The 13201-nt window shown below is 61.3% G+C and carries 10 protein-coding genes; 3 read left to right on the forward strand and 7 right to left on the reverse strand.

Features of this window, described 5'->3' with window-relative positions; all coding sequences use genetic code 11:
- The first annotated feature begins 67 nt into the window (after nt 1-67).
- On the forward strand, nt 68-1393 hold the full coding sequence (locus tag WGT02_RS00135) for a glucoamylase family protein (RefSeq protein WP_208250536.1): 1326 nt from the start codon (nt 68-70) through the stop codon (nt 1391-1393).
- On the opposite strand, the gene WGT02_RS00140 is transcribed toward WGT02_RS00135, so the two are convergent.
- From WGT02_RS00140 to WGT02_RS00165, 6 genes are all read right to left on the reverse strand, one after another.
- The gene (locus WGT02_RS00140) at nt 1394-2434 is read right to left on the reverse strand and encodes an ABC transporter ATP-binding protein (protein WP_037070121.1); all 1041 of its coding nucleotides are present in this window, start codon (nt 2432-2434) and stop codon (nt 1394-1396) included.
- Nucleotides 2431-4047 carry an iron ABC transporter permease gene (locus WGT02_RS00145; RefSeq protein WP_208249477.1) on the reverse strand — a complete coding sequence of 539 codons (1617 nt, stop codon included), beginning with the start codon at nt 4045-4047 and terminating at the stop codon, nt 2431-2433. The genes WGT02_RS00140 and WGT02_RS00145 overlap by 4 nt, the downstream gene beginning before the upstream one ends.
- Nucleotides 4048-4161: 114 nt before the next feature.
- Nucleotides 4162-5190, reverse strand: coding sequence for an iron ABC transporter substrate-binding protein (locus tag WGT02_RS00150; RefSeq protein WP_208249474.1), 1029 nt, complete (start codon nt 5188-5190; stop codon nt 4162-4164).
- Nucleotides 5191-5332: 142 nt separating this feature from the next.
- Nucleotides 5333-6322: an Ldh family oxidoreductase gene (locus tag WGT02_RS00155; protein WP_208249472.1), complete on the reverse strand. Its 990-nt coding sequence runs from the start codon at nt 6320-6322 to the stop codon at nt 5333-5335.
- A gap of 74 nt (nt 6323-6396) precedes the next feature.
- Nucleotides 6397-7935 carry an aldehyde dehydrogenase family protein gene (locus WGT02_RS00160; protein ID WP_208249470.1) on the reverse strand — a complete coding sequence of 513 codons (1539 nt, stop codon included), beginning with the start codon at nt 7933-7935 and terminating at the stop codon, nt 6397-6399.
- Nucleotides 7936-7954: 19 nt separating this feature from the next.
- A complete protein-coding gene (locus WGT02_RS00165; RefSeq protein WP_024315371.1) occupies nt 7955-9238 on the reverse strand; it encodes an FAD-binding oxidoreductase in 1284 nt (427 codons plus the stop codon).
- A 219-nt stretch (nt 9239-9457) separates the two neighbouring features.
- Here WGT02_RS00165 and WGT02_RS00170 point away from each other — a divergent pair, with 219 nt between their 5' ends.
- Both WGT02_RS00170 and WGT02_RS00175 read left to right on the forward strand, forming a co-directional pair.
- Nucleotides 9458-10348, forward strand: a complete 891-nt coding sequence (locus tag WGT02_RS00170; protein ID WP_024315372.1) for a LysR family transcriptional regulator — start codon at nt 9458-9460, stop codon at nt 10346-10348.
- A 73-nt stretch (nt 10349-10421) separates the two neighbouring features.
- Complete coding sequence (locus WGT02_RS00175; RefSeq protein WP_024315373.1) at nt 10422-10658, forward strand: Lrp/AsnC ligand binding domain-containing protein; 237 nt, start codon at nt 10422-10424, stop codon at nt 10656-10658.
- A 58-nt stretch (nt 10659-10716) separates the two neighbouring features.
- Here WGT02_RS00175 and WGT02_RS00180 read toward each other — a convergent pair whose 3' ends face one another.
- Nucleotides 10717-13191 (reverse strand): glycoside hydrolase family 2 protein, encoded by a 2475-nt coding sequence (locus WGT02_RS00180; protein WP_208249468.1) that lies wholly within the window; start codon nt 13189-13191, stop codon nt 10717-10719.
- Nucleotides 13192-13201: the final 10 nt, after the last annotated feature.

Raw genomic sequence — 13201 nt, forward strand, 5'->3', positions numbered from 1 at the left:
GATTGATTTGCGCGTCATGCTCCACCATTTTGAACGAGGGCTAGACAACAAGTTGGGTTTGGCACGTATGTTACAACGGACCGAGGAATCGGATGTCGCGCTGATCGACAGGCTTCAGCGGGGCGCATTCAATTATTTCCCGAAGCATTACAATCCCGAAAACGGACTTGTTGCGGATACTTCAGTCGCGGGCGTCCCCTGCAGTATCGCTGCGGTCGGCTTTGCCTTGTCGTCCTATACCGTCGCGGTCGAGCGCGGCTGGATGGAGCGCGCCGACGCGATAGAGCGCACGCTGAAGACACTTTGCTTCTTTGCCAACGGTCACCAGGGTCGTGAGCGACACGCGATCGGCTATCGCGGCTTCTTCTATCACTTCCTGCACATGGACACCGGCCATCGTGCCTGGAACAGCGAGCTGTCGACCATCGACACCACGCTCCTGGTTACGGGCATGTTGACCGCTGCGGCCTATTTCGATCGCAATACCGAAGCCGAGATCGAAATCCGCAGACTCGCAAGCTTGGTCTATGAGAGGATCGACTGGCACTGGGCTCTCAACAAGGGCGAGACGGTCTGCATGGGCTGGAAGCCAGGCAGTGGCTTCCTGCGTTGGCGCTGGCAAGGCTACGACGAAGCGGTCCTGCTTTGTACGCTGGCGCTTGCCTCCCCGACGCATCCAATCCCGGCGGCGAGCTATGATGCCTTCACCGCGAGCTATTCGTGGATGCTGTTCGGCGAACAACCTTATGTCTATGCCGGCCCGCTCTTCATTCACTTCTTCTCACATGCCTGGATTGATTTCCGCGGAATCCAGGACAAGGCGATGGCCGATCGCAACTGGGACTATTTCCGCAACACGCAGGTATCGATCGCCGTGCAGCGGGACTACGCGGAGCGCAATCCCGGGCACTTTGTCGGCTACAACAAGGACATCTGGGGCCTGTCTGCCTCGGATGGCCCGCCGCCGACCCGCAACATGCGTGGCGGTCGCCACCCGCGCGTGCTCGGCTATGCCGCCCGCGGCGCGCCGCTCGGACCCGATGACGGCACGATTGCACCCTGGGCAGCGCTTGCCTCGCTCCCGTATGACCGCCAGGCTTCGCTCGATGGCCTTCGTGCCCTTATGTCCACTTACCCGAACCTGCTCCATGAGGATCGTTTTCCCGATGGGTTCAATCCGACCGTGAAGACCAAGCGACCTGAGGGCTGGGTCGACGACCGCTGCGTCGGTATCGATCAGGGACTTCTTGTGATGACGATCGAAAATGATCGATCCGATTTCATATGGGGTCTCATGCGGTGCTCACCGGTGATCCGGCGCGGTCTCGAGCGCGCTGGTTTTACCGGCGGCTGGCTGTCGGAAGACGAAAGCGCCGAACGGAAAATCGCCTGATCAGCGGTTGCCGAAAACATGCGCCTTGCCGGCGATATCGAGACGAACGCGGTCGCCCTGTGACGGAAGTGCGACGCTCGAGGTCTTGATCATGATCGGCGGCAGGGCGACGCCTTCGAGTGACACAGCGACGGTGCAGGTCGCTCCACCGAATTCCACTTCGACGACCCGTCCGCGATAGGTCTGCTCGCTTTGATCAGGAACGACCCTGATCTGTTCAGGCCGCAACATGATCTCAACCTTGCCCTGATGACCGCCATCGACCGCGACACGGCCGAGCGCGCAATCGGCAAAGCCGTTGCGAGCGACTGCCGGGAGCATCACCGCGTCGCCGAGGAACAGGGCTGTCTCTCGATCGAGGGGCTGCAGGTAAACCGATTGCGGCGAGCCGGCCTGGATCAATCGCCCTTCCCGCAGGACGGCAACCTGATCGGCAAAGGAGAGCGCCTCCGCCTGATCGTGCGTGACGAGGATCGCCGTGATGCCTGCGGACTGAAGAACGCGTGCCACGGCCTTCCGCATATTCTCGCGCAGACCTGTATCGAGTGCCGAAAACGGTTCATCGAGCAACATCAAGCGCGGCTTGCGGCCGAGCGCGCGGGCAAGCGCCACACGCTGTTGCTGGCCGCCGGAAAGCTGGTGCGGCCGGCGGGTCAGCATGTTGCGGTCAAGCTCGACCATATCAAGCAGGTCGATAATGCGTCGCTCGCGATCGGGCGCGCCGCGCTCGAAGCCAAAGCCGATATTGTCGGCAACACTCAGATGTGGGAACAGCGCGCCGTCCTGCGACACGATGCCGATGCCTCGCTTATGCGCGGGCACTGCTACGGGACCATCGGCCAGAAGCTCGCCGTCGAGCGTCACTTGGCCGCCATCGGGCTGCTCAAAACCGGCGATGATGCGCAGCAGCGTGGTCTTGCCCGACCCTGAAGGCCCGACGACGGCAGTGCGGCTGCCTGCGGCAACATCGAGTGAAATATTCTGCAATGCCTGGACATGCCCGTAGCGCTTGCTGATGCGATCGATCGTAAGCAGCGTCATTGTCCGGCTGTCCGTTTCGATTGGGCATAGAGAAGAAGGGTGAGCGGCAGCGATAGCACGACCATCATGAATGCGTAAGGCGCCGCCGCCACGTAGTCGATTTCGCTGGTCAGCGACCAGAACTTCGTCGCAAGCGTCTCGACACCGTTCGGTGCCAGCATCAATGTCGCGGTGAGCTCGTTCGTGATGCCGAGACCGACAAGTGCGACGCTGGCGGCTCCACCGGGCGCGGCAAGCCGCATGGTGATCTGCCTCACGGCCTGGGCAGGCGTGCGGCCAAGCCCCATTGCCGCACGCTCAAGCTCCACGGGCGCCTGAGCGATGCTGGCGCGGAGACCCACCATGGCACGCGGCAGGAACAGCAGTATGTAAGCAACAATAAGGGTCGCAAAGGTTTGATAGAGCGGCAGAACAAGACGGACCGTAATCGTCACCAGCGCGAGCGCAACGACCACACCCGGCAACGAGCCGACATAGTAGTGGCAGGCCTCGAGCAGGCGCTGAAGACGCCCCGGCGCACGCACGGAGAGCCAGGCCATCGGTGCGGCGGCAATCGTGGCGAGCACGCCACCGGCAATGGCAAGAACGATGGTTTGTGCGAACGCATTGCCGACCGTGTCGACATGCCAGACCTCAAGCCCGCCGAGATAGAGCCACCGCACCAGCGTTACGAGGGGGACGCCGAGCGTCAAGGCCGCCAGTCCCAGCTGCAGCACGATGGCCGGCACAACGAACCAGCCGAGCCGACGACGATCCGCCGGCCGGGCTGAGCCGGATCCGACCCGGGCATATCGTTCATTGCCGCGCAACAGGATTTCGAGACCAAGCAGAAACAGGCAGCAGCAGACAAGAACACCGCCCAGCATGTTGGCGGCCGGGCTGTTGTAGGCGGATTGGAACTGGTCGACGATCGCGGTGGCGAACGTGTCGAAACGGATCATCACGTAAAGACCGTATTCCGACAGCAGGTGCAGCCCGATCAGCAGCGAGCCTCCGCAGATGGAGAAGCGCAATTGCGGCAGGATGGTACGGAAGAACAAACGCCAAGGCCCGAGCCCGAGGGAAGCGGCTGCATCCTCGATGGCAGGATCAAGCCGGCGCAAGGCAGCGGCGACCGGGAGGTAGAGAAATGGAAAATAGGCAAGTACGGAAACGAATATGCCGCTCTGCAGCCCGCGCATGCCGGGGACAAGGCTGATCCAGGCGTAACTATGGACGAAGGCCGGCACCGCGAGCGGCGCAACCGCTAACCACGACCAGAGCCGTGCGAAGGGTATATCCGTCCGTTCGACCAGCCAGGCAAGCGTCACGGCAAAGACGATCGACAGCGGAATGGTAAAGGCTTCCAGCAGCACTGTGTTGACGAGCAGTTCGCCAACGCGCGCGCGAAACACCAGCTCCTTGACGGTCTGCCAGCCGACATCAAAGGTTATCCAACCGATGAAACCAAGCGGCACCAGACTGAACAACGCTACGACGGAGGCAAACAGGATAACGGAAAGGTGGGGCAACCGCGCCCGCAGCCGATCCATTCCCGCCACCGGCCGAGCGATCGGCCCTTCATGGCCGGGAGCAAGCAATCTGTTGTCCTGCAGCAAGGCCGCCGCCTTCATACGCTGAAAAAGGAAGGCAACCGCCTTGAAAGGCGGTTGCCGATTTCGGCATGCCCTACGTTTTTCTTGAGCCAAAAGCAATAGTTTTGACAGTCAGGGCCTTTGACGGAAAGACTAGATGATGCCGGCGGCAGTCATCAGTTCCGTCACCTTCTTGCTGTTCAGCTTGGCTGCATCGACCTTCGGTGCGTTCAGATCAGCCAGCGGAACGAGCTTGTTATTTGAAGTGGCATCCTTACCGATGGCGTATTCGTAGGATGTACCGTTCTTGAGGACGCCCTGGCCGGGCTGGCCGGTCACGAACTTCAGGAAGGCCTGAGCCTCCTTGGCATGCTGGCTCGACTTCAGGACGCCGCCGCCGGAGATGCTGACGAATGCGCCCGGATCCTGGTTCTTGAAGTAGTGCAAGGCGACGTTCTTGCTGTTTTCGCCGGTCTTCGCCTGATCGCCGAACCAGTAGTAGTGATAGATCACCGCGCCTTCAACTTCACCGGCATTCACCGCCTTCATGGCGACGCTGTTGCCCTTGTATGGCGTGGAGTTTTCCTTGAGTGCCTTAAGCCAAGCCGCCGTTGCTTCCTCGCCCTTGAGTTCGAGCAGAGCGCTGACGATCGCCTGGAAGTCAGCGCCGGCCGGCGAAGCGCCCCAACGACCCTTCCAGGCCGGATCCGCGAGGTCGAGCAGCGACTTCGGCAACTTGTCTTCGGTCAGCTTCGTCTTGTCGTATGCAAAAACGGTGGAGCGAGCGGCGATGCCGGTCCACATGCCATCAGACGGACGATATTGCTCGGGAACCTGGTCCAGGGTCTCCTTGTCAACGGGCGCGAAGAGGCCAGCGGAATCGACCAGCGTCATGGCCGGAGAGTTCTCGGTCAGGAAAACGTCAGCCGGCGATGCATCGCCTTCCTGAACGATCTGGTTGGCGAGCTGCATGTCGCTGCCCTGGCGCATCGTTACCTTGATGCCGGTTGCCTTGGTGAATGCGTCGATCCACTCGCGCCCGAGGCTCTCATGCTGAGCGTTGTAAACGACGATACCTTCGGATTCCTGTGCCATAGCGCCACCGGCGACCAGCGAAGCCGCGGCAAAGACCGAGGCAGCGAGCGCTACAGCACCGGAAGCGCGATTAAAGGAAATTTTCATGAAGCCCTCCATGGTGTTTCACCCGAGATCCCCGAGGTGATGAGAGCCCGTATATTTTTGTTGATTTGGAATTTCAAGTTTTGGAGATGGTTCAGGGATCACGAATACTTGAAATCTTTCATCAACTTTAGAATCGTTCTAGCTAGAGCGAATGGATGGTGGCAATAACTTCACCCTCGACCTCGATGCCGCTTTCCAGCGCCTGTCTACGAGCCGTTTGGCCGCGGCGCCCCGGGAGCCGAACGCCGGGGTCAGATGAGATCTCGCCCACCAGCATGGCCAATCGCTCAGCAACACCACTTCCACCGCTGGCCGCCGGGTTGATAACGATCAGCATCTGTCCAAGACCGGGCGCCGAACCTTTGTCATCGAACAGCGACGAGGACTCGAAGGAGAAGTTGGCCCCGGTCAACCCACCGGCGAGGATTTCGACCATCATCGCCAACGCCGCACCTTTGGCCTCTCCAGATGGGGCCATCGTCCCCTCGAGCGCGGCAATAGCATCCGTCGTCGGCTGACCGTTCCGGTCAAAAGCCCAATCCGCGGGGATATCGACGCCTTTCTGGCGCGCGGCCATCACCTTGCCGCGGGCGACCCGAGAGAGTGCAAGGTCGATGACGAGAGGGTCGGTCTCCGGGATCGGCGCGGCAAACGCGATGGGGTTCGTTCCAAACACGGGCTTGCGCCCGCCCCAGGCTGCCATGGAGGCTGTGGCATTGGCGACCATCAGAGCGACAAGCCCCATTTCCGCAAACCGCTCAACGGTCAAGGCAAGGACGCCGGCGTGGTGCGAACGGCGAACTGCCGCCAAGGCAATGCCCTGCTCCCGGGCAATCTCGGGAAGAACCGAGGCGGCGAGATCGAACGCAGGATAGGCATAGCCATAACAGGCATCGATCCGCACGACCGCGGGAAACAGACGTTCGAGCTGCGGCTTGGCAAATCCATCGACCTTGCCCGCCTTCGCCTGCTTTGCGTAAGCCTCGACACGGCGCAGGCCATGGCCTCCCTGTCCGGCAGCTTCGGCGGCAACAAGCGCCCGGGCGACCGAGCGCGCATTTGCCTCGTCCACGCGATTGCGCGTCAGGGCATCGATAACCGCCGTTTCGGCCGCAGCCAAAGTCAAATGCATGAGGAACCCGCACAGAAGAAAAAGGGCAGATGACGTGTTATGTCATCGCCCTTGCAGCTGCAATGGAGCAGCAATCATTCAACGTCGAACTTCACGCCCTGTGCGAGCGGCAGTGTCTTGCCGTAATTGACCGTGTTCGTCGCCCTGCGCATGTAGGCTTTCCAGGCATCCGAGCCGGATTCGCGGCCACCGCCAGTTTCCTTCTCGCCACCGAACGCACCACCGATTTCGGCTCCGGACGGACCGAGGTTGATATTGGCAATTCCGCAATCCGAACCGCGAGCCGAAACGAAGGTCTCGGCTTCGCGCATGTCATTCGTGAAGATCGAAGAGGAAAGACCCTGCGGCACCGCGTTGTGCAGTTCCAATACCTGATCGAAGTCTGTGTACTTCATCACGTAGAGGATCGGCGCAAACGTCTCATGCTCGACCGGGCCAGTCTGGGAAGGCATTTCGACGAGAGCCGGACGGACATAGAAAGCGTCCTCCGCACCGTTTTCGACGCGCTCGCCACCGGCAACTTTGCCGCCGGCCGCCCTCGCCTGCTCCAAAGCGGACTGCATGTTGCTGAAGGCCTGCTTGTCGATCAGCGGCCCGACCAGCGTCCCGGCTTCCAGAGGATTGCCGATTGACACGGAGCTATAGGCCTTCCGAAGGCGCGGAACGAGTTGGTCATAGACGCTCTCGTGAACGAACAGACGGCGCAGCGTCGTGCAGCGCTGGCCGGCCGTACCCATGGCGGAGAAGGCAACACCGCGCAGCGTCAGATCAAGATCGGCCGTTGGGCAGATGATCGCGGCATTGTTGCCGCCGAGTTCGAGGATGGCGCGGGCGAAACGCTGCGACAGGCGAGGACCGACAACGCGACCCATGGCCGTCGAGCCGGTCGCGGAGACGAGCGGCACCTTGGGATGGTCGACGAGGACTTCGCCGACATCGCGGCCACCGATGAGCAACGTCGACAGGTTGGCAGGCGCGGCCCCGCCTTCGGCAACGAACCGCTTCACTGCCTTTTCAAATAGCACCTGAACGGCAAGGGCCGTCAACGGCGTCTTTTCCGACGGCTTCCAGACCGTCGAGTTGCCGCAGACAAGCGCCAGGGCGGCATTCCAGGACCAGACGGCAACAGGGAAATTGAAAGCCGAGATGATGCCGACGGCGCCGAGCGGATGCCAGCTCTCCATCATGCGGTGCTCGGAGCGTTCCGTTGCAATCGTCAGACCGTAGAGCTGGCGTGACAAGCCGACCGCAAAGTCGCAGATGTCGATCATTTCCTGGACTTCGCCGAGCCCCTCGGAGGTGATCTTGCCAACCTCGATCGAGACAAGTCGACCGAGAGCGGTTTTTGCAGCACGGAGCTCTTCGCCAAGCAGGCGCACGAGTTCACCGCGCTTCGGAGCCGGAACGGCCCGCCATTCAAGGAATGCCTTGTGGGCGGCCTCGATGGCGGCCTTTGCCTCGGAGCCCGAATGCTCCTTCAGCGCACCGATCTCCTTGCCGGTGACCGGAGAGCTGACACGAAGCGTGCCGCCGGTATAGCGGTCGGCACCGACACCCAATTCAGCGAGCAGTTCTTTCGTCCTGGTGGCGAGATCAAGTGCAGAAACGGTCATTGGTTCAACCTCGGTGTTTTCAAAAACGGGCGTCGGCGAAGTGGGCGACTTGGGCGCCGGCTTCGTACCACACTTCCTTCACTGCACGGAAGCTCGGCTCGGACGGGGCGGTAAGCGGCAATGGCAGGTCCGCTTCCGTCGTCTGCCCCAGGATGAGCCGGGCAAGCGTACGGCCGAAGACCGTACCGGGCGCGATACCGCGACCGTTATAGCCAGAGAAACCGACAACATTGGGCGCGAACCTGTGGAACCGGGGCAACGCATTGTCGGTCATCCCGATCTTGCCATACCACTCACATTCGAACTCGACATCGCCAAGCTGCGGAAACAGCTTCTTCAGCGACCGTTTGGCCCAGGCCGTGTGGATCCCAAGCCCGGTATTGCGCAGAGCACCGACACTGCCGAAAACCAAGCGTCCGGCGTGGTCCATACGGTAGGACGACAGGATTTCCTTCGTATCCCAAACGCCCTCGCGCCCCGCGAGAATAGAACCGCGCAGATTGTCGCTGAGCGGCCTGGTCGCAAGATTGAAATAGGGCAGGTGCACTTGTTCGTTGCGCACCTCCTCCCAGGGACCGGTGCTATATGCGTCAGTCGCCACGATGATCCAGTCGGCCGTCACCTCACCCTTTGCAGTCTTTACGGTCCAGCGATTGCCGTTTCGCTCGGTCTCGATGACGGGGCTCGATGTGTGGATACAAACGCCGGCCCTGACCGCTGCATGGGCCAGACCGCGGGCGTAGGCGAGCGGCTGCAGCGTACCGGCGCGCATGTCGAGCAATGATCCCGTATAGGCATTGCTGCCGACACGCTTGGCTGTCCCGGCGGCGTCCAGCAGCGTCACTGGCGCTCCGAGCGCTGCCCACTGCCGCGCGCGGTTTTCGATCTCCTTCAAGCCACTCGCACCGACGGCAACGTGAAGCGTGCCGTTTCGTTCGAGCTCGCAGGCGATGCCGTGCTTGGCGATCAATTCCATCACCAGCCTCGGCGCATTACCCAACAGGTCGAGCAAACGTTCGCCGTAAACCGGCCCGAGAACACCCGGAAGGTCGTCAGGCATGACCCACATGCCGGCGTTGATGAGGCCAACGTTGCGGCCCGCGCCGCCAAAGCCGATTTCCTTGGCTTCCAGCAACACGACCTTCGAGCCCGCTTCGGCCAGATGCAGACTTGAGGAAAGGCCAGTATAACCTCCGCCCACGACGACGACATCAGCGCTCACTGCCCCCGCGAGCGAAGATGTCACGGGCGGCTGAGGAGCGGTCTTTTCCCAAAGGCCGTGGGAACGGGGATCGTTCAGCATCGATCAAAATCCATCCATTAAACTGGCGGCATTCTAGCGCCGCGCGATTGCTTGTAAAACCGCTGATCAGGCTGCCGATCGCAGCCCGGGATCGCGAGTCCAGCAGATCGATCGCATTTCCAGTTCATTCCGATTCTGTCGGATGAATTACTTTACAAAGCCGGATAAGCCGTAAATATCGACATTTGGGAAATAGCTTATTCTGAAATGGAATGATGGATGCTGCCATCACGACGCTTTCTTCCGTCGACGTCCTTGCTTGTTGCCTTCGAGTCCGTTTCCCGGACCGGCAGCGTGACAGCCGCCGCGCGCGAACTCGACCTCACACAGAGCGCCGTCAGCCGCCAGATCAAGGCGCTGGAAGAGCAACTCGGCGTCGAACTGTTCGTGCGCGAGCGCCAGACCGTGCGGTTGACGCTCGCCGGCGACGGCTATGCGCGCGAGATACGCGAGGCGCTGCGGCGCATTTCGAGCGCATCGCTCAACCTTCGCGCCAACCCGCACGGCGGTACGCTCAACCTGGCCATTCTCCCGACATTCGGGACACGATGGCTGGCACCCCGGCTCGGAGGCTTCCTCGCAGCCAATCCGGGGGTGACGATCAATCTCGTCACCCGACTGTCGCCCTTTGACTTCCGGCTCGATTCCATTGACGCGGCCATTCACTTCGGCCACCCGCATTGGCCTGGCGCGGAGCTGACATTTTTGATGTCGGAGAAGACCGTACCGGCCTGCAGCCCCGGGTTCCGCGGCCGGCACGCGATCACCACGGCGCAAGATTTGCTCGACGTTTCACTGCTGCATCTGACGACGCGGCCGGATGCCTGGGAGCGCTGGTTCGCCGGAAATGGCGTGAATTTTCAGACCGTGCACGGCATGCTCTTCGACCAGTTCGCGACCGCCGCCCAAGCGGCGATGGCAGGTCTCGGCGTTGCGCTGCTGCCGACCTTTCTCATCCACGACGAGCTGAAGCGCGGCGACCTGATTGCAGCCGTCGATTGCGAAATGGAAAGCAGCGAGCGCTACTATCTTGCCTATCCGACAGAACGGGCCGACTACGCGCCTTTGGAAGCATTTCGCCGCTGGATCGTTCGAGAAGCCGCCATCTAACGGAACAGCTTGCGCCGACATGGCGCTTTCGATCATTATGCGCCGACCCAGAAATATGATGCAGGAAACTCCCATGAAGCCCATTTTCGTTCAGCTCCAGTGCGCACCCGGCAAGACCTACGAGGTCGCCGATGCCATTTACCAAACAGAGCGCGCTTCCGAGCTCTACTCGACGAGCGGCGACTATGATCTCCTGCTCAAGGTCTATGTCGAAGAGGGGCAGGACATCGGCAAGTTCATCAACGACAACATCGCCAACATCCCCGGTATCGTGCGTTCGCTGACGACGCTGACCTTCAAGGCTTTCTGAGCCGCTTTCAAGCGCCCGCCGATCCGGCTTACCAAATGGACAAGTTGCAGGCAGAGCCTCAAAATGAAAGCGCTCGTGAGCCGCCGAGGCTTGTTATCTCACCGCAAGGCGCGTCTCCATCGGCCGATCTCGACAGCGGAAGCAACCGGACGCGTTTGGCGGTGCCGGGCGCAAGATGAAACCAATCGTCATCTGGTCGATAGCCATCGACATTGACGTGGACGGACTGAGCGAACCTGTCGGCTGAGATATCGAGTCCCCACGCATCGTCCTGTCGCGTCACCGACACCTGGATTTCAGCGTCGTGAAAGGCCTTGGAGCGCCCCAACGGAAAATGGAAGGCGTCGGCGACCACAGGACCACCGTTTGGCAGACGCAGGCGAGCGACGGTGACGTCGTGAGAAGGCGGACCGAAGCGGAACGCGTAGGTTGTGTCAAAGAATGCGCCAAAGAGATCGGTGGCGGCAACGGCCTCGCGGCTTCTCGGCGCCAAAGTCAGAATGCGGCCGCCACTAACGACGTGCTGCTTGCCATGCCGCAGGCAAACGAGCTCGAGATCAAGCTGGAGAGCGTGTTCGGTCTCATTGAGCACGTGAATGTCGAGGCCATTCGTACCCTCGTCGGTCACAACCACCTGCACCGGTCGGAAAGCGCGGCGCAAGGCATACCAGACTGGCTTTGGTTCTCCGGTCGAATCGATCACACCCCAACCGGCACCGGGCATCAGATCCTGCAGGGTCCAGACCAGTGCACCGTTGCATGTCGACCCGTTGCGGCGCCATTCGGCGAAGCTCGCTTCCGCAACTTCGCCGGTGACGACGCGGGAAAGATCCAGGTACCGCTCGCGATCTTCGCGACGAAGCCGTGCCGGATCCTCGCGATAGAGTTCTGCCAGATAGAAATCCCTGACGTCTTCGAAATCCCATGACGCGCCGCGATCGCGGGGAACCCGCGATTTCCATAGCGGACTGTGGACTGGCGGTGCATCGAGGTGGCGCTGCAGCGTTCGCTGTTGCGGCACATTGGCGAAAGCCAAGCTCTCGGCTGCGAACCGCACGTTCGCGCGTCGCGCGTCGTCGAGCGGTCGCATATAGGCGCCCACCCCGTAATAGTGGGTAACACCTGCGTTCGGAGAGAATGGCATCGCGCCGCCTGAGGGCGAGTTCGCCACATACGGGACGTCAGGCCTCATACGGCCGGCAATCGCTGGAATGATCTCCTCCGTAATGGGGCCGGCCCAATACTCACGCGGCAATCCGAGCATGGCCGCCTGCTGGTAGATCTCGCTGCCGCCGCAGAGCACCGCCAGCGACGGGCATCCCTGGACGGCGTGCAGGAATTCCTCGACCTCCGCGTGGACATGGGCAGTAAGAGCCTTGTCGTTCTTCGGATAATCGAAATTGGCAAACATGAAGTCCTGCCAGACGAGCAGACCGAGTTCGTCGCAGAGCTGAAAGAAGTCCGGCGTCTCGTAGACCATCGTCGCGCCAATGCGGATCATGTTCATGCCCGCCTGGGCCGCAAGGCGGAGGAACGGCTCGTAGTCTGCCTTCCCACCTGGCAACCGAACGATGTCCGCCGTCGTCCAGACGGCGCCACGGCAAAAGACGCGCTCGCCGTTGATCAGCAGCGCAAAATCATCGCCGTGCGCTCCGCGGTCGACGTCGATGCGCCGAAAGCCGGTTCGGCCTGCGTGATGCTCAACACCGTCAACGACGATCGAGAAGTCATAAAGGTGAGGCGCGCCATGCGTATGCGGCCACCAGAGATCGACGTCCTTCAGCCTGAGGATTGCCGAGTAGTGGTTCTCTCCGACCTTTTCGAAAGCCTGCCGAATATCTCCGCAGCCAAGCACAAGGTCCGGATTGTCGACATTCGTATGAAGCGAAACGCTCAGCCGCCCGGTGCCGTCCGACTCAAGCACGGCACGCACCGAGACGTTGTCGATCGAAACGACATCGCGGCGGACGAGCGTGATGGGTCGCCACGGACCGACGGCATGAATTTCCGGACACCAGCCAGGCATGCGCCCAAGAAGCGATGTGCGGACGTTCTTCAAGCCCTGCGGCGTGATCATCTGCGGTCGCCAGCGAGCGCGTGGGCCGGGTTCGGCCAGGCGCGGAGCAAGCGCTCTGAAGCAAAGCGCGAGCTCGTCTCCGCCAGACAGCGTCACCGGTATCTCGTACATGGTGAACATGCTTTCCGACGACAGGATCTCCTGGCCGTTGAGAAAGACATGACACAGCGTCGCCAGCCCCTCGAAGCGAAGGATCGCATCACCGGGCTGCGCGTCAAAAAGCCGGCAAAGATACCACGCATCGCGGGTATCGAGCGGCTCCGGATTTTCACGGTCGAAGTGCCCGGCCTTTTCCAAAGCACCGGCAACTGTCCCTGGCACTTCGGCGGCGATAAACTGTGCTGATAAGGGGATGTCATGTGGGGTTGCACAAGCGCCCGGTTCCGTCAGAACCAGATTCCACCCTTCGGCGAGCAGCGTTTCCTCTGCACCGACACTCGCCAACCGTCCCCGCATACTCAGACTC

Origin of the sequence: Rhizobium sp. T1470, assembly GCF_042140505.1 — a bacterium.
Lineage (GTDB): Bacteria > Pseudomonadota > Alphaproteobacteria > Rhizobiales > Rhizobiaceae > Rhizobium > Rhizobium favelukesii.

What these genes read in the sequence shown, in the direction of transcription:
- WGT02_RS00145 (WP_208249477.1), bottom strand. Translation starts at nt 4,047, where the DNA reads ATGAAGGCGGCGGCCTTGCTGCAGGACAACAGATTGCTTGCTCCCGGC.
- WGT02_RS00155 (WP_208249472.1), bottom strand. Translation starts at nt 6,322, where the DNA reads ATGCATTTGACTTTGGCTGCGGCCGAAACGGCGGTTATCGATGCCCTG.
- WGT02_RS00180 (WP_208249468.1), bottom strand. Translation starts at nt 13,191, where the DNA reads ATGCGGGGACGGTTGGCGAGTGTCGGTGCAGAGGAAACGCTGCTCGCC.
- WGT02_RS00165 (WP_024315371.1), bottom strand. Translation starts at nt 9,238, where the DNA reads ATGCTGAACGATCCCCGTTCCCACGGCCTTTGGGAAAAGACCGCTCCT.
- WGT02_RS00175 (WP_024315373.1), top strand. Translation starts at nt 10,422, where the DNA reads ATGAAGCCCATTTTCGTTCAGCTCCAGTGCGCACCCGGCAAGACCTAC.
- WGT02_RS00150 (WP_208249474.1), bottom strand. Translation starts at nt 5,190, where the DNA reads ATGAAAATTTCCTTTAATCGCGCTTCCGGTGCTGTAGCGCTCGCTGCC.
- WGT02_RS00170 (WP_024315372.1), top strand. Translation starts at nt 9,458, where the DNA reads ATGCTGCCATCACGACGCTTTCTTCCGTCGACGTCCTTGCTTGTTGCC.
- WGT02_RS00135 (WP_208250536.1), top strand. Translation starts at nt 68, where the DNA reads ATGTTACAACGGACCGAGGAATCGGATGTCGCGCTGATCGACAGGCTT.
- WGT02_RS00140 (WP_037070121.1), bottom strand. Translation starts at nt 2,434, where the DNA reads ATGACGCTGCTTACGATCGATCGCATCAGCAAGCGCTACGGGCATGTC.
- WGT02_RS00160 (WP_208249470.1), bottom strand. Translation starts at nt 7,935, where the DNA reads ATGACCGTTTCTGCACTTGATCTCGCCACCAGGACGAAAGAACTGCTC.